This is a genomic window from Thermus composti (genome assembly GCF_014647535.1).
Lineage (GTDB): Bacteria > Deinococcota > Deinococci > Deinococcales > Thermaceae > Thermus > Thermus composti.
In genome coordinates this window covers 1-15977 of sequence record NZ_BMPJ01000033.1, presented here as the reverse complement: position 1 = coordinate 15977, position 15977 = coordinate 1, and the positions used below count along the sequence as shown (strand labels likewise).

Below are 15977 nucleotides of genomic sequence, written 5' to 3'. Positions count from 1 at the left end.
GGATAGCGCCTCACGAAGAGTCATGGCACCGATCTATCCCAGAAGTTACATAATGGTCAAGTCTGCCCTCCTCGAGTCCTTGGGGCCGAGGACGCCCTTTCCCCGGCTTTCCTTGTTGGGGGTGAGGCCCTCGCACCGCCTCGAGGTCTGGGAGGGGAGGCTCTACCTGGACGGGAAAAGGATGGGGGAGGCCTTGGAGGTCTTCCGCTACCTGGAAAGGGGCCTGGGCAAGGGGTTTTTCCCGGCCTGGATCGGGTTTTTCGCCTACGAGTTCGCCCGCCACCTGGGGCTTCCCACCCACAAGCCCCTTCCCGGCCTCCCCGAGGCCTTCTTCCTCTACTACCCCGAGGGGTACGCCCCTCTTCCCCGGGGGGACGATCACCGGGGCCCCCAAGGGCACGGCCATGGAGGCCATAAGGGACCTGGAGCCCGTCCCCCGGGGGGTCTACACGGGAAGCCTGGGGTACGTCTCGGGGCGGGGGGCGGACTTCAACATCCTCATCCGCTCCTTCCAAAGGGTGGGGGAGGAGGGGCTCTTCGCCGCCGGGGCGGGGGTGGTCATCGCCTCGGAGCCAAAGAAGGAGTACCAGGAGACCCTCCACAAGGCGCAAAGCCTCCTTTGGGCCCTGGAGCGGGGAAGCCCGGGGCAAAGGCCCCTTCCCCCCAGGGCCACCCAGGCCTGGAGCCCGCCTCTCCCCTCGAGGCGGCACGGGGCTCGGGTGCTCTTCCTGGAGAACCGGGACTCCTTTAGCTACAACCTGGTGGACTACCTTTGCGCCTTGGGGGCCGAGGTGGTGGTGGACCAGGAGGAGGACCCCGCCTTTTCCGGCTTCACCCACCTCCTGGTAGGCCCAGGGCCCAAGGGCCCTTTCGGGGCGGGGAAGGTCCTCCTCTGGACGGAAAGGGCCCTGGAGGAAGGGATCCCCTTTTTGGGGGTCTGCCTCGGGCACCAGGCCTTGGGGGTGGCCTTGGGGGCGCGGCTTTACCGGGAAAGCCCCGTCCACGGGGAGGCCCACCCTGTTTTCCACGTGGGGGAAGGGCTCTTCAAGGGGTTTCCCAACCCCTTGCCCACTACCGGGAGGGGGTCCGGGTCCACCTCACCCGCTACCGGGTCCACCCCGACCTCGCCCCCTTCAAGACGGGGAACTACCTCCCCTACCGCTTGGCCCAAAGGGCGGCCGAGGCCCAGGGGGCCTTTGAGGGGCTTCTTTTGGACGCCTCCGGCCACGTGGTGGACGGGAGCCGCACGAGCCCCCTCCTCTACCGGGAGGGGCGGCTTTACCTCTTGGAGGGGGGCCTCGAGGGCATCACCCGAAGGAAGGTGGCCGAAAGGGCCAAGGCCTTGGGGATGGAGGTCCACAAAGGGTTTTTCCGGCCCGAGGCCCTAAAGGGGCACCTTCTCCTGGCGGGAAGCGGGGTGGGCCTCCTCCCCGTGGGGCCGCCTCCTGGGGAACTCCTTCCCCTCCTAGAGGCCTTTCTTCCCCGCTGCTATACTGAATAGCGGTACCGCCAGCCCAAGGCCTTGGGCTGGTGCCCCTTTTTGCCCGGAGGGATGCGCATGAAGAAGCCGGTTTACCTCACTCCCGAAGGATACAAGCGCCTTCAGGAGGAGCTTTACCACCTGAAGACCACCAAGCGGCAGGAGATCTCCGCCGACTTTGAGCAGGCCCTGGAGGAAGGGGACCTGAGGGAGAACGCCGGGTACGACGAGGCCCGGCGGGCCATGTGGCAGAACGAGGCCCGCATCGCCCAGCTGGAAGACCTCCTCTCCCGGGCGGTGATCGTGGAGGGGAACGGCTCCTACGACCGGGTGGCCCTTGGCTGCCAGGTGGAGCTGGAGACCGAGTCCGGGGAGCGGCTTTCCCTGGCCATCGTGGGCAGCCACGAGGCGGACATCTTCAGCGGCAAGATCTCCGACGAGTCCCCCCTGGGCCAGGCCCTTTTGGGCAAGAAGGTGGGGGACGTGGTGGAGATCCGGGGGAAGAAGGGGGCCCAGGTCTACACCATCCTGGAGATCAAGCCCCTATAAAGGGGGCGGTGCGCAAAGGGCCCAGGTGCTCCTCGGCGTGGGCCTTGAGGGCTAGAAGGAGCCGGCCTAAGGGGGCCTTCTCCAGGCGGGCGAGGGCCTCCTTGCCCGGGAGGTGGAGGAGGGCCCTTAGGGCTTCCACGCCTTCCCTCCCCAGGTAGACCCCCGCCTCCCCAAGCCCTCCTTCCCTCAGGTGAAGCCCCGGGCCCGCCAGGTTGGGGGCAAGCCCCCCGGCCTTCACCACCCGCCACCCCGCCCAGACCAGGGGGAGGAGGGGGTTTTCGTGCTTGGCGATCCCCCGGAGGCCCGAGGCGAAGAGGGGGTAGACCCTGGGGGCGGCCTCGGGGGAGGCCAGGCGGTAGGCGAGCTCCGCCAGGAAGGAGGCGTAGAGGAAGCGCCTGGGCTCCTCCAGGCCGAAAAGTTTTCCCAGAAGCTCCACCTGGGTCAGGGTGGGGAGGCCTTCTTCCTTGGCGTAAAGCTGGAAGCGCACGTGGTGGAAAAGGGAAAGCCTTCCCGAGCGGCCCGTGGGCCTTTGCCCTTTGCGGGCGATGGCCTCGAGGGGGCCTTGGGGAGTTAGGAAGCGGAGGAGGAGGTCCCCTTGGGGCAGGGGCTTCCGCCCCACCACGATGCCCTCTTCCAGGCGGTAGCGCTCCACCCTGATAAGTGTATGCTTAGGACATGGAGCGGAGCCTGCGGGACATCCTGGAGTGGGTGGTGATCGGCCTTTTGGTGGCGGTGGGGGTTCTTCTAGCCCTTTGGGTGGGGGGCTGGGTCTTCACCTTCTTGGGGAAGGTTCTCCTTTCCCTTTCCGGCCTGCTTTGGACCCTGATCACCTACGCTATTCCCCTCCTGATCCTGGCCGCCTTGGGGTACGGGGTGGTCTACTTTTTGGAGCGCCGCAAGGCCTAGGTAGAATGCCCCCATGCGGGTGCTCTTCATCGGCGACGTCATGGCGGAGCCCGGCCTAAGGGCCGTGAGCCTCCACCTACCCGATATCCGCGACCGGTACGATCTAGTGATCGCCAACGGGGAAAACGCCGCCAAGGGCAAGGGGCTGGACAAGCGCGCCTACCGCCTCTTAAGGGAGGCGGGGGTGGACTTAGTCTCCCTGGGCAACCACGCCTGGGACCACAAGGAGGTCTACGAGCTCCTTTCCTCCGAGCCCGTGGTGCGCCCCCTCAACTACCCCCCGGGGACCCCGGGCAAGGGGTTTTGGCGGTTGGAAGCGGGCGGGGAAAGCCTTCTCTTCGTCCAGGTGATGGGTCGGGTCTTCATGGACCCCTTGGACGACCCCTTCCGCGCCCTAGACCGCCTCCTGGAGGAGGAGAAGGCGGACTACGTCCTGGTGGAGGTTCACGCTGAGGCCACCAGCGAGAAGATGGCCCTGGCCCACTACCTGGACGGCAGGGTGAGCGCCGTCCTCGGCACCCACACCCACGTCCCCACCCTGGACGCCATGCGCCTGCCCAAGGGGACCCTCTACCAGACGGACGTGGGCATGACCGGGACCTACCAGTCCATCATCGGAGGGGAGGTGGAGACCTTCCTCGCCCGCTTCCTCACGGGCCGCCCCCAGCCCTTCCGCGCCGCTCAGGGGAAGGCCCGTTTCCACGCCACCGAGCTGGTTTTGGAGGGGGGGAAGGGAGTTTCCATAAGCCCCTACGTGTGGGAGGAGCCTTGACCGACCCCTTTGAGCGCCTCAAGGCCGAGGTGGACCTTCTGGGCCGCCTATTGGGGGAGGCCATCCGGGCGGTCTCCGGGGAGCGCCTCTTCGCCTTGGTGGAGGAGGTGCGCCTTCTTGCCAAGGCCCGGCGCCAGGGGGAGGAGGGGGCGGCCCAAGCCTTGAGCGAGCGGGTGGAGGGCCTGAGCGTGGCCGAGGCCGAGGCCCTGGTGCGGGCCTTCACCCACTACTTCCACCTGGTGAACCTGGCGGAGGAGCGCCACCGGGTGCGGGTGAACCGCCTAAGGGCTCAAGGGGAGACCTTGGAAAACCCCAGGCCCGAGGGCTTTTTGGCCCTGGCTAAGGCGCTTAAGGAGCGGGGGCTTTCCCTGGAGGAGGCGGAGGCCCACCTGAACCGCCTGGAGCTTCTCCTCACCTTCACCGCCCACCCCACGGAGACCCGGCGCCGCACCCTCCGGCACCACCTGGAAAGGCTCCAGGAGGAGCTGGAAGGGGGGACCTCGAGGCCCTAAGGGCCCGGGTGTCGGTCCTCTACGCCACCGAAGAGGTCAGGAAGGCGAGGCCCAGCGTGGAGGACGAGATCAAGGGGGGGCTTTACTACCTGCCCACCACCTTGTGGCAGGCCATCCCCCGGGTGGTGCGGGGCTTGGAGGACGCTTTGGAGCGGGTCTACGGGAAAAGGCCCCGCCTGAAAAGCCCCGTGCGCTTTAGGAGCTGGATCGGGGGGGACCGGGACGGGAACCCCTTCGTCACCCCCGAGGTCACCGCCTTCGCCGCCCGCTACGCCCGAGAGGTGGCCAGGGAGCGCTTCTTGGCGGAGCTGGAGGCTTTGGTGCGGGACCTCTCCCTCTCCGAGGCCCGCCTGCCCGTCCCTCGGGAGGTGCGGGAGGGGGGCGAGGGGGTGGAGCGCTTTCCCGGGGAGCCCTACCGCCGCTTCTTCGCCGCCCTTTACCGGGCCTTGGAGCGGGAGGAGGCCACCACCGAGGGGCTTTTGCGGGCGGTGCGGGTGGCGGAAAGGGGTTTGGGGGAGGTGGGGCTTGGCCCCGTGGCCCAGGCCTTTCTCAGGCCCCTGGAGGCCCGCTTGAGCGCCTTCGGCCTAGAGCTTGCCCCCTTGGACCTGAGGGAGGAGTCGGGGAGGCTCCTGGAGGCCGCTTCCGAGCTTCTCCGAGTGGGCGGGGTGCACCCCGATTTCCAGGCCCTTTCCCCGGAGGCCCAGGAGGAGCTCCTCACCCGGGAACTCCAGACCGCCCGCCCCCTCCTCCCCGTGGGGGAGGCCCCCCAAGGGGAGGCCCTAAGGGTGGCCCTAGGGGCCCTAAGGGCCTGGCGGGACAAGGGGGCCCACGTGGTCTCCATGACCCACCACCCCGCCGACCTCCTCGCCGTCTTCCTCCTGGCCCGGGAGGTGGGGCTTTACCGGCCGGGGAAGCCCCTTCCCTTTGACGTGGTCCCCCTCTTTGAGACCCTGGAGGACCTAAGGCGGGCCCCCGAGGTCTTAAGGCGCCTTCTGAAGAACCCCGTCTTCCGAGCCCACGCCGAGGGGCGGGGCGGGGTGGAGGTGATGATCGGCTACTCCGACTCCAACAAGGACGCGGGCTTCCTCATGGCCAACCTGGCCCTCTACGAGGCCCAGGAGGCCCTTTGGGCCGTGGGGCAGGAGGCGGGGCTTGCCGTCCACTTCTTCCACGGCCGGGGCACCTCCACGGCGAGGGGCGGGGGGCCTGCGGGCCGGGCCATCGCCAGCCTCCCCCCGAGGAGCGTGGGGCACCGCCTCCGCCTCACGGAGCAGGGGGAGGCCCTGGCGGACCGCTACGCCCATCCGGACCTAGCGGTGCGCCATCTGGAGCAGCTCCTCTTTCACTTCGCCCAGGCCGCCTTGGGGGACGGGGTGGAGCCTAAGCCCCACTGGCGGGAGGCCCTTTGGGAGGCGGGGGAGCGGAGCATGGCCCGGTACCGGGCCCTTCTCGGCCAGGAGGGCTTCTTCCCCTTCTTTGAGGCCTTCACCCCCATCCGGGAGATCGCCGAGCTTCCCATCGCCAGCCGCCCCGTCTACCGCCACGGGCGGGTGCGGGACATCCGGGACCTTAGGGCCATCCCCTGGGTCATGGCCTGGACCCAGGTGCGCCTTCTCCTGCCCGGGTGGTACGGCCTTTCCGCCCTGGAAGCCCTTCCTTTGGACCTCCTTAGGGAGATGTACCGGGCCTGGCCCTTCTTCGCCACCACCTTGGAAAGCGCCGCCATGGCCTTGGCCAAGGCGGACCTGGGGGTGGCGGCCCTTTACCTGAGGCTCGTCCCCGAAACCCTCCACCCCATCTTCCACCACTTGGCGGAGGAGTACCGGAAGACGGTGGCCCTCCTCGAGGCCATCTTCGGAGCCCCTCTCCTCCACAACCAAAAGACCCTGGAGCGGCAGATCGGGCTACGCAACCCCTACGTGGACCCCATCAACTTCGTCCAGCTGGAGCTTCTCCGCCGCTACCGCGCCCCCGGAGGGCGGGAGGACGAGGGGCTTAGGCGGGCGCTTCTCCTCTCCCTCCTCGGGGTGGCCGCTGGCCTTCGCAACGCCGGCTAAATACCCCACCGCGGCTTTAGCCGCGGTGGGGGCCCCAAAAGGAACTTGTCCAGCCCCATTTCGGGCATCCCACGTTGCGAAACCACCGTGTAGCCACTTAAGCCGTATTATTGGGCCTGATGGAGCTCTTGGGCCACCACCCAGACCAGCGGGTAGGGGTCTTTGTGGACACCCAGAACCTCTACCACTCCGCCCGGGACTACTACGAGCGCAACGTGAACTTTGAAAGCCTCCTGCGCTACGCCGTGGGGGGGAGGCGCCTGGTGCGGGCCACCGCCTACGTGGTGGAGAAGGAGGGGGACACCTCCGCCTGGCCCTTCATCTACAAGCTTTCCACCATCGGGTACAAGGTCCGCCGGATGTACCTCACGGTGAAGGAGACGGGGGAGGGTGGGCGGCCCATCTACTCCGGCAACTGGGACATGGGCATCGCCGCTGATATGGTGCGGCTCATGCCCTACCTGGACGTGGTGGTCCTGGGAAGTGGGGACGGGGACTTTGTGGAGATCCTCGAGGTCCTCATGGAGCGGGGCATCCGGGTGGAGGTGATCGCCTTCCGGGAGACCACGGCCCAGAGGCTCATTGACGCCGTGGACCGCTTCACTCACCTCCCCGAGATCCCCGGGGCCTTCATGGAACCCAAAAACGCCGAGCGCTAGCCATGGAAGGTCTGGAGGCCTACGATTACCACCTCCCCCCCGAGCTCATCGCCCAGGAAGGGGTGGAGCCCCGGGACCTGGCCCGGCTGATGGTGGTCTATAGGGAAGGCCCCTTCCGGGTGGCCCACAAGAGGGTGCGGGACCTCCCCGAGTTCCTTAGGCCTGGGGACGTCCTGGTCTTCAACGAGAGCAAGGTGATCCCGGCGAGGCTCCTCGCCCAGAAGCCCACCGGGGGCAGGGTGGAGGTCCTGTTGGTGCGGGAGCGGGAGCCTGGGCTTTGGGAGGCCCTTTTGGGCCCCGCGAGGAAGGCCCCCGTGGGCACCCGGCTTCTTTTCCTCTCCCCCAAGGACCTGGCCCCGGTCTTGGGCCTCGAGGCGGAGGTGGTGGCGGTGGAGAGGGACGGGGTGCGCCTCCTCCGCTTCCAGGGCGACCTCGCGGCCCACCTGGAGGCGGTGGGGGAGGTGCCCCTTCCCCCCTACATCAAGGCCAGGATCCCCATGGAGCGCTACCAGACGGTCTACGCCAGGCGCCCGGGCTCCGTGGCCGCCCCCACCGCCGGCCTCCACTTCACCCCGGAGCTTCTGGAAAGGCTTCGGGAAATGGGGGTGGAGCTTCGCTTCCTCACCCTTCACGTGGGCCCCGGAACCTTCCGCCCGGTGAAAGGGGACCCCGAGAAGCACGAGATGCACGCCGAGCCCTACGAGATCCCCGCGGAGGTGGCGGAGGCCGTGAACCGGGCCAAGGCGGAGGGGAGGCGGGTCATCGCCGTGGGCACCACGGTGGTCCGGGCCCTGGAGAGCGCCTATAGGGAGGGGGAGGGGGTGGTGCCGGGGGCGGGGGAGACGAGGCTTTTCATCCGCCCCCCTTATGCCTTCAAGGTCATTGACGCCCTCTTCACCAACTTCCACCTGCCCCGCTCCACCCTCCTCATGCTGGTGGCCGCTTTTCTGGGGAGGGAGCGCACCCTGGAGGCCTACCGCCTGGCGGTGGCGGAAGGCTACCGCTTCTACTCCCTAGGGGACGCCATGCTCATCCTCTAGGTACCCGAGGCCCCGAAGCCAGGCCCAGGCTGCCTCCGGCCCCAGGACCTTTGGCTTTCTTTCCGGGGCGAACCAGGCGAGGAGGGGCTTTAAGGCCTCGAGGCTTGGGGGGGTGGGCGTGGGGGCGAGGAGAAGCTTGTGGTCCCCGTCCTTTAGGTGGAGAAGGCCCACCACATACCCTTCCGCCTCCCCCAAAGGAAGGGGCGGGCCCAGGAGGACGGCGTCCACCTCCTCCCCGTCCGCCGGGTTCAGGAGCCCGGGGATGAGGCCGTAGTTCACGGGGGCGGGGCGGTCTTCCTTGAGGGGAAAGAGCTTCCCTTCCCGCCAGGCGTGGCGGAGGGGGCTTCCTCGAGGCCACTCCACCACCATCCGCACCCGCTTCATAGGTTCAGGAGGAGGCGGGCCACCGAGAGGTAGATGAGAAGCCCGGAGATGTCCGAAAGGGTGGCCACCAAGGGGTTGGAGACCAAGGCGGGGTCCACGCCAAGCCGCCTTAAGACCACGGGGAGCATGGCCCCCACCAGGTTGGCGAAGAGGACCAGGAGGAAAAGGGCGAGGCCCACCACCGGGGCCAAAGAGGCGTGCCCATCCAGGACCACCTTGCCTAGGAGGAGGAAGGCCAGGGTGAGGCCCAGGAGGCTTCCCACCAGGCTTTCCTTGAGGAGGACCTCCCGCCAGTCCTTGAGGTCCAGGTCCCGGGTGGCCAGGGCCCGGATGATGAGGGTGGCGGACTGGTTCCCCGTGTTGCCCCCGGTGCCTAAAAGCACGGGGACGTAAAAGGCCAGGGCGGTGACCGCCTCCAAGAGGCTTTCAAAGCCTTGCAGGATGGAGCTCGTGATCATCCCGGTGAGGATGAGGATCACGAGCCACCGCACCCGGGCAAGCCACAAGGCGAAGGGGGAGGCTTGGCTATAGACCAGGTCGGGCACGTCCACGGCGGCCAGCTTGTGGATGTCCTCGGTGGCCTCGGCCTCGAGGACGTCCAGAACGTCGTCCACCGTGACGATCCCCACCAGGCGGCCCTCCTCGTCCACCACCGGCAGCACGGTGAAATCGTAGTCGGCCATGAGGCGGGCCACCTCCTCCTGGTCCGTGTCCGTGCGCACGTAGACCACCTTGGGGTTTAAGATCTCCGCCACCTTGGTCCTGGGGTCGGCCACGATGAGGTCCCGCAAGGAGAGCACCCCTTTTAGGCGGTTCTGGTCGTCCACCACGTAGATGTAGTAGATGGTCTCGGCGTCCGGGGCCGCCCGGCGAAGGAAGCGGAGGACCTCCTCCACCGTCATCCCCTCCCGCACCGCCACGTACTCGGGGGTCATGAGGCCCCCCGCCTCGTCCTCCTGGTAGCGGGTCAGGGCCTCCACCTCCTTCCGGGTCTTGGAGTCCAGGGCGTTTAGGAGCTCTTGGTAAAGGCCCGGGTCCTCCTCCCGCACCGCCTGAAGGGCGTCCGCCAGGTCGTCCAGGGAGAGTTCCTCAAAAAGCTCCTGGACCTTCCAGGGGGGAAGGGTTTTGAGGTACTCCGCCTGGGCCTCCGGGGGGAGGTTGGAGAAGACCTCGGCCAGCTTCTCCTTGGAGAGGAGAGTGAGGAGGACGTAGCGGTGCTCCCCCCTAAGCTCGTCCCAAAGGGCCAGGAGGTCCTGAGGGTGGATTTCTTCTAAGAGGGCTTGGAGCTTGAGGGTGTCGCCTTCTTCCAGGGCTTGCCGGAGGGAGAGGACGGCTTCCACAGGCGGCCTCCTTTCTCGCCGAAGGCCGCCTGCCGGCGGCCCTCAGCGCTTGGGACTCGAGGGCAGATCCCCTAGCATGCCTTTTCCAGGCTAGGCCTTGGGGTTTCCCCCGTCAACCACCCGGCTAGAAGTGTGGGAAAAATTGCGGTTGACACGCTCAAGGGAGGGGGTCTATCCTGTAGGGCGGCCTGGGGGCCTTAGGGATGTTTGGACAGCTGGCGGCGCGATTGCAAGAGGCCATAGACCGGCTTAGGGGCCGGGGGCGGATCTCCGAGGAGGACCTGAAGGGCACCCTCCGGGAGATCCGCAGGGCCCTCATAGAGGCCGACGTCAACCTGGAGGTGGCCCGGGCCTTCGTGGAGGGGGTGCGGGAGCGGGCCTTGGGGCAAAAGGTCCTGGAAAGCCTCACCCCCGCCGAGGTGGTCCTGGCCACGGTGTACGAGGCCTTGAAGGAGGCCTTGGGGGGTGAGCCCCGGCTTCCTGTGCTTAAGGACCGGAACCTCTGGTTCCTGGTGGGCCTCCAGGGCTCCGGGAAAACCACCACCGCCGCCAAGCTGGCCCTCTACTACAAGGGCAAGGGGCGCCGCCCCCTCCTGGTGGCCGCCGACACCCAGCGCCCCGCCGCCCGGGAGCAGCTCCGCCTCCTGGGGGAGAAGGTGGGGGTGCCCGTGCTGGAGGTGATGGACGGGGAGCCCCCCGAGTCCATCCGCCGCCGGGTGGAGGAGAAGGCCCGCCTGGAGGTGCGGGACCTCGTCTTGGTGGACACCGCAGGCCGCCTCCAGATTGACGAGCCCCTCATGGAGGAGCTCGCCCGTCTCAAGGCCGCTTTGGCTCCCGACGAGGTCCTTCTGGTGGTGGACGCCATGACCGGGCAGGAGGCCCTCTCGGTGGCCCAGGCCTTTGACGCCCGGGTCGGGATCACGGGGCTCGTCCTCACCAAGCTGGACGGGGACGCCCGGGGCGGGGCGGCCCTTTCCGCGCGGCACGTGACGGGCAAGCCCATCTACTTCGCTGGGGTTTCGGAGAAGCCGGAGGGCCTCGAGCCCTTCTACCCGGACCGCCTGGCGAGCCGCATCCTAGGCATGGGGGACGTGGCCACCCTGGCGGAGAAGGTGCGGCAGGCGGGCCTCGAGGCGGAAGCCCCCAAGGCGGCCAAGGACCTCACCCTGGAAGACTTCCTAAGGCAACTCCAAAACCTCAGGCGCCTGGGATCCTTCTCCGAGGTTTTGGGCATGCTCCCCGGGGTGGGCAAGGCCCTACAGGGGGTCCAGGTGGACGAGAGGGCCATCAAGCGCCTGGAGGCCATCGTTCTTTCCATGACCCCCGAGGAGCGCAAGGACCCCCGCATCCTAAACGCTTCCCGAAGGCGCCGCATCGCCCGGGGAAGCGGCACCACGGTTCAGGAGATTAACCGTTTTGTCAAGGCCTTTGAGGAGACCAAGGCCCTAATGAAGTCCCTGGAGAAGCGAAAGGGCCGGGGACTCATGGGAATGTTCAGGAGGTAGAAGAGGCATGGTCAAGATCAGACTTTCCCGGTTCGGCTCCAAGCACAACCCCCACTACCGCATCGTGGTCACCGACAGCCGCAGGAAGCGGGACGGGGCTTACATTGAGAAGATCGGCTACTACGATCCCCGGAAGACCACCCCAGACTGGCTCAAGGTGGACGTGGAGCGGGCCCGGTACTGGCTTTCCGTGGGGGCCCAGCCCACCGACACCGCCAGGCGGCTTCTCCGTCTGGCGGGCGTCTTCCGCCAGGAGGCTCCCCGGGAGGCCTAAGGGCTTTGGGGGTTAGCCCGGGGGTCTTGGGCCCCCGGGTGCTTTACCATGGGGGTATGCGGGACCTGGTGGAGTACCTGGCCAAGTGCTTGGTGGACCGGCCGGAGGCGGTGCGGGTGGAGGAGCGGCGCACCCGCTTCGGTCCGGTGCTGGTGGTGGAGGTGGCTCCCGAGGACAAGGGGCGGCTTATCGGCAAGCAGGGGCGGGTGATTGAGGCCATCCGCACCCTGGTCCGGGCCTACGGCAAGCGGAAAATCGGCGTGGAGGTGCGCTAGGGGTATGCGCCTGGTGGAGATCGGTCGTTTCGGGGCCCCTTATGCCCTCCGGGGGGGGCTTAAGTTCCGGGGGGAGGGGGTCATCGCCCACCTGGAGCGGGTCTACGTGGAGGGCCTGGGCTTCCGGGCGGTGGAGGACCTCTACACCGTGGCGGGGGATCTGGTGGTCCACCTGGCGGGGGTGACCACCCGGGAGCTGGCCGAGCCCCTGGTGGGCCTTAGGGTCTACGCCCAGGTGGAGGACCTGCCGCCTTTAGAGGAGGGCCGGTACTACTACTTCGCCCTCATCGGCCTTCCCGTTTACGTGGGGGGGAAAAAGGTGGGGGAGGTGGTGGACATCCTGGATACCGGGGCCCAGGACGTCCTCATCATCCGGGGCGTGGGGGAGAGGCTAAGGGACCGGGCCGAGCGCCTCGTGCCCCTGCAGGCCCCTTACGTGCGGTTGGAAGGGGAGGCCATCCACGTGGAGCCCATCCCCGGGCTTTTTGAGTGAGGCCGTGCGCTACACCATCCTCACCCTCTTTCCCCGTCTCATAGAGCCCTGGCTTTCCGAGTCCCTCCTCAAGAAGGCCCTAGAGCGGGGGCTTATCTCCGTGGAGGTGGTGAACCTGAGGGCCTTCGGCCTCGGCCGGCACCGGGTTGTGGACGACACCCCTTATGGGGGCGGGGCCGGGATGGTGATCCGCCCCGATGTGGCTGTGGCCGCTTTGGAAAGCGTTCTCCCCGCCGACGAGATCATCCTCCTCTCCCCCGCTGGCAGGCCCTTCACCCAGGAGGTGGCCGAGGAGCTGGCCCAGAAGCGCCACCTGGTCCTCCTCTCCGGGCGGTACGAGGGGTTTGACGCCCGGGTGGAGGCCTTCGCCACCCGGGTCCTCTCCATAGGGGACTACGTGCTCATGGGGGGGGAGGTGGCGGCCTTGGCGGTCCTCGAGGCCACCGCCCGCCTCCTCCCCGGGGTCATCGGGGACCCGGAAAGCCACCGCCAGGACTCCTTCGTCCGGGGGCTTCTGGACTACCCCCACTACACCCGCCCTCCTGAGTTCCGGGGGCTTAAGGTGCCGGAGGTCCTCCTTTCCGGCCACCACCAGGCGGTGGCCCGCTGGCGCAGGCGGGAGGCCCTGAGGCGCACCCTCCTCCTCCGCCCCGAGCTTTTGGCCAAGGCCCGGCTCGGGCCGGAGGAGGTGGCTTCCCTTGCGGAACTGGACCGGGAGGAGTAAACTGGGGCCTGTTGCCCATGAACCCGCAAGGGTTCCTCTGGGATGGGAGGCCGAAGATGAACCGAGGAGCGCTGCTTAAGCTGGTGGAGTCCCGCTACACCCGCACCGACCTGCCGGAGTTCCGCCCCGGGGACACCGTGCGGGTGGCCTACCGGGTGAAGGAGGGCAACCGCACCCGCATTCAGAACTTTGAGGGTATCGTCATCAAGATCAAGCGCAACGGCTACAACTCCAGCTTCACCGTGCGCAAGGTGAGCTATGGGGTGGGGGTGGAGCGCATCTTCCCCATGAACTCCCCCCTCATTGAGCGGGTGGAGATTGTCCAGCGGGGCCGGGCCCGCCGGGCCAAGCTCTACTTCATCCGCAACCTTTCCGAGCGGGAGATCCGGCGGAAGCTCCGGGTGGACCGCAAGCGCACGGACCGGGACCGGGCCGAGGCCCGGGCGGCGGAGCAGGAAGGGTAGAGCCTTTCCCCTTCTTAGGGGAGAAACCCCAAGGCCCTGGCGCGCTCCAGGGCCTCTATTCGGTTTCGGGCCAGGAGCTTTCCGTAAAGATTTTCTAGATAATCCTTGACTGTTTCGGGAGAAAGGCCCAGATGCTTGGCCATCTCCTTGGTGGAAAGTCCCTGGGCGAGTAGCCTTAGCACCTCCTCTTCCCGCGAGGTGAGGGCGGGCAGGTCCGGGGGGGTGAGCCGCTCCTCGCCCCGGGCCACCCTCAAGAGGCGGTGCTTGAGCTCGGGGGCGGAGAGCTCCTTGGAGAAGTAGGCGTCGGCCCCGGCCTGGGCCGCCTGGCGCACCAGGGCCGGTTCCTGGTAGGTGGTGAGGAGGGCGATGATCCCCCTGTAGCCTGCCTCCCGCAGCCTCTGGGCGCAGGTTAGGCCGTCCATTCCCGGCATGCGCAGGTCCAAAAGGACCGCATCGGGCCCTAGGGTGAGGGTCTTCTCCAGGGCCTCTGGGCCGTTTTCCGCCTCGGCCACCACCTCCAGGCCCTCCCGCTCCAACCCCGCCCGGAGGCCTAGCCGGAAGAGGGGATGGTCGTCGGCGATGAGGAGGCGCATCTCCCCTTAGCCTATACTGAAGCTATGCCTCTAACCCTGAACTCCCTGGCGGCGCTTTCCGGCCGGGCCTCGGAGCACGTGCTCCGGGAGGAGGTGGAGGAGACCGGCCTAACCCCGGAGGCCATCCTGGAGAAGCTAAGGGAGCGCCTTTCCATCATGCGGGATTCCGTCCGCCGAGGCCTGGCCTCGGACGCCCCCAGCGTGGCGGGCATGGTGGGGAGGAACGCCAAGACCCTCTGGGAGGCGGAGGACCCCCTTAAGGACCCCCTCCTTAAGCGGGTCCAGGCCTACGCCATGGCGGTCAACGAGGAAAACGCCCGCATGGGCCGCATCGTGGCCGCTCCCACGGCGGGAAGCGCCGGCACCTTGCCGGGGGCGCTTCTGGGCGTGGCCGACCACCTGGGCATCCCCGAGGAGGAGCTCCTCATGCCCCTGGTCCTGGCGGCCGGGGTGGGGAAGATGATTGGCCGGGTGATCCACATCGCCGGGGCGAGCGGCGGGTGCCAGGCGGAGATCGGCTCCAGCGCCGCCATGGCGGCTGCGGCGGTCACCGAGCTTTTGGGCGGCACCCCGGAAGCCTGCGCCCACGCCGCCGCTTTGGCCTTGCAGAACACCCTGGGCCTGGTCTGCGACCCCGTTGGGGGGTTCGTGGAGGTTCCCTGCGTGATGCGCAACGGCTTCTACGCCGTCCACGCGGTGAGCGCCGCCTCCATGGCCCTGGCGGGCATAAGGAGCGTCATCCCCCCTGACGAGGTGGTTCTGGCCATGGCGCGGATCGGCCGCCTCCTCCCCCTGGAGCTCAAGGAAACCGGCCTGGGGGGCTTGGCGGACACCCCCACAGGCCGGAAGCTGGCGGAAGAGGCGCTGAAGAAGGCGTAGCCCTACTCCTCGCCTTTAGCGATGGGCACCCCCACCAAATTGCCCCACTCGGTCCAGGAGCCGTCGTAGTTCTTCACGTGGGGGTAGCCCAGCAGGTACTTGAGCACGAACCAGGAGTGGCTGGAGCGCTCGGCGATCCGGCAGTAGACGATGATGTCCTTGTCCCGGGTCACGCCCAAAGGCTCGTAGAGGGCCTTAAGCTCCTCGGCGCTTTTGAAGGTGCCGTCGGGGTTCACCGCCTTGGCCCAGGGGATGTTCTTGGCCCCGGGGATGTGCCCGGCCCGGAGGGCGCCTTCCTGGGGGTACTCGGGCATGTGGGTAAGCTCCCCCCGGTACTCCTGGGGGCTCCGCACGTCCACCAGGGCCCCCTTGCCCTCCTTCACCTTGAGGATGTGTTCCAGGACGTCGTCCCGGTAGGCGCGGATGGACTCGTCCCGGTAGGGGACCTCGTAGCGGCCCGGGGGGTAGCTGGGGACCTCGGTGGTGAGGGGCCTGCCCTCGGCCACCCACTTCTGCCGCCCCCCGTTCATGAGGCGCACGTCCTTGTGCCCGTTGTACTTGAAGAACCAGAAGGCGTAGGCGGCCCACCAGTTGTTCTTATCCCCGTAGAGGACCACGGTGGTGTCGTTGGAGATGCCAAGCCTTTCCATGAGCTTGGCGAAGGCCTCTTCGTCAATGAAGTCCCGCACCACCGGGTCCCAGAAGTCCTTCTGCCAGTCAATCTTCTGGGCTCCTGGGATGTGGCCGGTGTCGTAGAGGAGGATGTCCTCGTCCACTTCCAGAATGCGCACGTTGGGGTCCTGAAGGTGCTCCTGGACCCAGTCGGTGCTTACCAGAACCTCGGGATGGGCGTAACCCATGCGCTTCACCTCCCGAGTCCAGTATACCCTTGAGTCTTTTAACGCAAGGGAGCGGGGGCACACTCTGGCCGGGCTTCTGAACTCGGACAGACACATGTGAGACTGGACGAGTAAAAATGTGGGGACCACTCCATGGAGAAGGGAGGTCCCCACGGATGCAGCTTACCACGGTCGGCAAAGAGGTTTTTCGGGGCGCAAGAAAGGCCCGGGA

At 67.6% G+C, this 15977-nt stretch carries 17 protein-coding genes and 3 pseudogenes; 15 read left to right on the top strand and 5 right to left on the bottom strand.

The annotated features are described in order from the left end of the window. Positions 1 to 22: 22 nt before the first annotated feature. The 3 genes and pseudogenes from IEX93_RS10310 to greA all read left to right on the top strand — a co-directional run. Positions 23 to 1070: pseudogene (locus IEX93_RS10310) on the top strand (chorismate-binding protein); the annotation flags it as partial. Further along, a pseudogene (locus tag IEX93_RS10305) lies at positions 1061 to 1501 on the top strand (aminotransferase class IV); the annotation flags it as partial. The pseudogenes IEX93_RS10310 and IEX93_RS10305, both read left to right, overlap by 10 nt. Before the next feature lie 57 nt (positions 1502 to 1558). After that, positions 1559 to 2029, top strand: coding sequence for a transcription elongation factor GreA (greA, locus tag IEX93_RS10300; RefSeq protein ID WP_188848111.1), 471 nt, complete (start codon positions 1559 to 1561; stop codon positions 2027 to 2029). On the opposite strand, the gene recO is transcribed toward greA, so the two are convergent. Further along, positions 2016 to 2681, bottom strand: a complete 666-nt coding sequence (recO, locus tag IEX93_RS10295; RefSeq protein WP_188848110.1) for a DNA repair protein RecO — start codon at positions 2679 to 2681, stop codon at positions 2016 to 2018. The genes greA and recO overlap by 14 nt on opposite strands. Positions 2682 to 2704: 23 nt before the next feature. Between recO and IEX93_RS10290 the strand changes: the two genes are divergently transcribed. From IEX93_RS10290 to queA, 5 genes and pseudogenes are all read left to right on the top strand, one after another. Next, positions 2705 to 2935: a hypothetical protein gene (locus IEX93_RS10290; protein WP_188848109.1), complete on the top strand. Its 231-nt coding sequence runs from the start codon at positions 2705 to 2707 to the stop codon at positions 2933 to 2935. A 13-nt stretch (positions 2936 to 2948) separates the two neighbouring features. After that, on the top strand, positions 2949 to 3707 hold the full coding sequence (locus tag IEX93_RS10285; RefSeq protein WP_188848108.1) for a TIGR00282 family metallophosphoesterase: 759 nt from the start codon (positions 2949 to 2951) through the stop codon (positions 3705 to 3707). Further along, a pseudogene (locus IEX93_RS10280) lies at positions 3704 to 6276 on the top strand (phosphoenolpyruvate carboxylase). Before IEX93_RS10285 ends, IEX93_RS10280 begins: the two are co-directional and overlap by 4 nt. Positions 6277 to 6395: 119 nt before the next feature. Then, a complete protein-coding gene (locus tag IEX93_RS10275; protein ID WP_188848107.1) occupies positions 6396 to 6935 on the top strand; it encodes a LabA-like NYN domain-containing protein in 540 nt (179 codons plus the stop codon). Between the two features lie 2 nt (positions 6936 to 6937). Further along, positions 6938 to 7975 carry a tRNA preQ1(34) S-adenosylmethionine ribosyltransferase-isomerase QueA gene (gene queA / locus IEX93_RS10270; RefSeq protein WP_188848106.1) on the top strand — a complete coding sequence of 346 codons (1038 nt, stop codon included), beginning with the start codon at positions 6938 to 6940 and terminating at the stop codon, positions 7973 to 7975. Here queA and IEX93_RS10265 read toward each other — a convergent pair. After that, a complete protein-coding gene (locus IEX93_RS10265) occupies positions 7949 to 8359 on the bottom strand; it encodes an inorganic diphosphatase (protein ID WP_188848105.1) in 411 nt (136 codons plus the stop codon). The genes queA and IEX93_RS10265 overlap by 27 nt on opposite strands. Further along, complete coding sequence (gene mgtE, locus IEX93_RS10260) at positions 8356 to 9699, bottom strand: magnesium transporter (protein ID WP_188848104.1); 1344 nt, start codon at positions 9697 to 9699, stop codon at positions 8356 to 8358. Before mgtE ends, IEX93_RS10265 begins: the two co-directional genes overlap by 4 nt. A 203-nt stretch (positions 9700 to 9902) precedes the next feature. Between mgtE and ffh the strand changes: the two genes are divergently transcribed. The 6 genes from ffh to rplS are packed head-to-tail and all read left to right on the top strand — an operon-like array spanning position 9903 to position 13434. Then, positions 9903 to 11204, top strand: a complete 1302-nt coding sequence (gene ffh, locus IEX93_RS10255; RefSeq protein ID WP_188848103.1) for a signal recognition particle protein — start codon at positions 9903 to 9905, stop codon at positions 11202 to 11204. 7 nt (positions 11205 to 11211) lie between these two features. Next, entirely contained in the window at positions 11212 to 11478 is a 267-nt protein-coding gene (gene rpsP / locus IEX93_RS10250; protein ID WP_188848102.1) for a 30S ribosomal protein S16, read from the top strand. 56 nt (positions 11479 to 11534) lie between these two features. After that, entirely contained in the window at positions 11535 to 11753 is a 219-nt protein-coding gene (locus IEX93_RS10245; RefSeq protein ID WP_188848101.1) for a KH domain-containing protein, read from the top strand. Positions 11754 to 11757: 4 nt separating this feature from the next. Then, positions 11758 to 12246, top strand: coding sequence for a ribosome maturation factor RimM (gene rimM / locus IEX93_RS10240; RefSeq protein ID WP_188848100.1), 489 nt, complete (start codon positions 11758 to 11760; stop codon positions 12244 to 12246). A gap of 4 nt (positions 12247 to 12250) precedes the next feature. Next, on the top strand, positions 12251 to 12970 hold the full coding sequence (gene trmD / locus IEX93_RS10235) for a tRNA (guanosine(37)-N1)-methyltransferase TrmD (RefSeq protein WP_188848099.1): 720 nt from the start codon (positions 12251 to 12253) through the stop codon (positions 12968 to 12970). 56 nt (positions 12971 to 13026) lie between these two features. Next, a complete protein-coding gene (rplS, locus tag IEX93_RS10230; protein WP_188848098.1) occupies positions 13027 to 13434 on the top strand; it encodes a 50S ribosomal protein L19 in 408 nt (135 codons plus the stop codon). A 14-nt stretch (positions 13435 to 13448) separates the two neighbouring features. Here the strand turns inward: rplS and IEX93_RS10225 are convergent, their stop codons facing one another. Then, positions 13449 to 14027, bottom strand: coding sequence for a response regulator (locus tag IEX93_RS10225; protein WP_188848097.1), 579 nt, complete (start codon positions 14025 to 14027; stop codon positions 13449 to 13451). Between the two features lie 24 nt (positions 14028 to 14051). Here IEX93_RS10225 and sdaAA point away from each other — a divergent pair, with 24 nt between their 5' ends. Continuing rightward, entirely contained in the window at positions 14052 to 14906 is an 855-nt protein-coding gene (gene sdaAA / locus IEX93_RS10220; RefSeq protein WP_188848096.1) for an L-serine ammonia-lyase, iron-sulfur-dependent, subunit alpha, read from the top strand. Between the two features lie 2 nt (positions 14907 to 14908). Here sdaAA and IEX93_RS10215 read toward each other — a convergent pair whose 3' ends face one another. Next, entirely contained in the window at positions 14909 to 15766 is an 858-nt protein-coding gene (locus IEX93_RS10215) for a sulfurtransferase (protein WP_188848112.1), read from the bottom strand. Between the last annotated feature and the right edge of the window lie 211 nt (positions 15767 to 15977).

What these genes read in the sequence shown, in the direction of transcription:
- IEX93_RS10290 (WP_188848109.1), top strand. Translation starts at nt 2,705, where the DNA reads ATGGAGCGGAGCCTGCGGGACATCCTGGAGTGGGTGGTGATCGGCCTT.
- queA (WP_188848106.1), top strand. Translation starts at nt 6,938, where the DNA reads ATGGAAGGTCTGGAGGCCTACGATTACCACCTCCCCCCCGAGCTCATC.
- IEX93_RS10275 (WP_188848107.1), top strand. Translation starts at nt 6,396, where the DNA reads ATGGAGCTCTTGGGCCACCACCCAGACCAGCGGGTAGGGGTCTTTGTG.
- sdaAA (WP_188848096.1), top strand. Translation starts at nt 14,052, where the DNA reads ATGCCTCTAACCCTGAACTCCCTGGCGGCGCTTTCCGGCCGGGCCTCG.
- rimM (WP_188848100.1), top strand. Translation starts at nt 11,758, where the DNA reads ATGCGCCTGGTGGAGATCGGTCGTTTCGGGGCCCCTTATGCCCTCCGG.
- rplS (WP_188848098.1), top strand. Translation starts at nt 13,027, where the DNA reads ATGAACCGAGGAGCGCTGCTTAAGCTGGTGGAGTCCCGCTACACCCGC.
- IEX93_RS10245 (WP_188848101.1), top strand. Translation starts at nt 11,535, where the DNA reads ATGCGGGACCTGGTGGAGTACCTGGCCAAGTGCTTGGTGGACCGGCCG.
- IEX93_RS10285 (WP_188848108.1), top strand. Translation starts at nt 2,949, where the DNA reads ATGCGGGTGCTCTTCATCGGCGACGTCATGGCGGAGCCCGGCCTAAGG.
- IEX93_RS10215 (WP_188848112.1), bottom strand. Translation starts at nt 15,766, where the DNA reads ATGGGTTACGCCCATCCCGAGGTTCTGGTAAGCACCGACTGGGTCCAG.
- IEX93_RS10265 (WP_188848105.1), bottom strand. Translation starts at nt 8,359, where the DNA reads ATGAAGCGGGTGCGGATGGTGGTGGAGTGGCCTCGAGGAAGCCCCCTC.
- ffh (WP_188848103.1), top strand. Translation starts at nt 9,903, where the DNA reads ATGTTTGGACAGCTGGCGGCGCGATTGCAAGAGGCCATAGACCGGCTT.
- rpsP (WP_188848102.1), top strand. Translation starts at nt 11,212, where the DNA reads ATGGTCAAGATCAGACTTTCCCGGTTCGGCTCCAAGCACAACCCCCAC.
- greA (WP_188848111.1), top strand. Translation starts at nt 1,559, where the DNA reads ATGAAGAAGCCGGTTTACCTCACTCCCGAAGGATACAAGCGCCTTCAG.
- IEX93_RS10225 (WP_188848097.1), bottom strand. Translation starts at nt 14,027, where the DNA reads ATGCGCCTCCTCATCGCCGACGACCATCCCCTCTTCCGGCTAGGCCTC.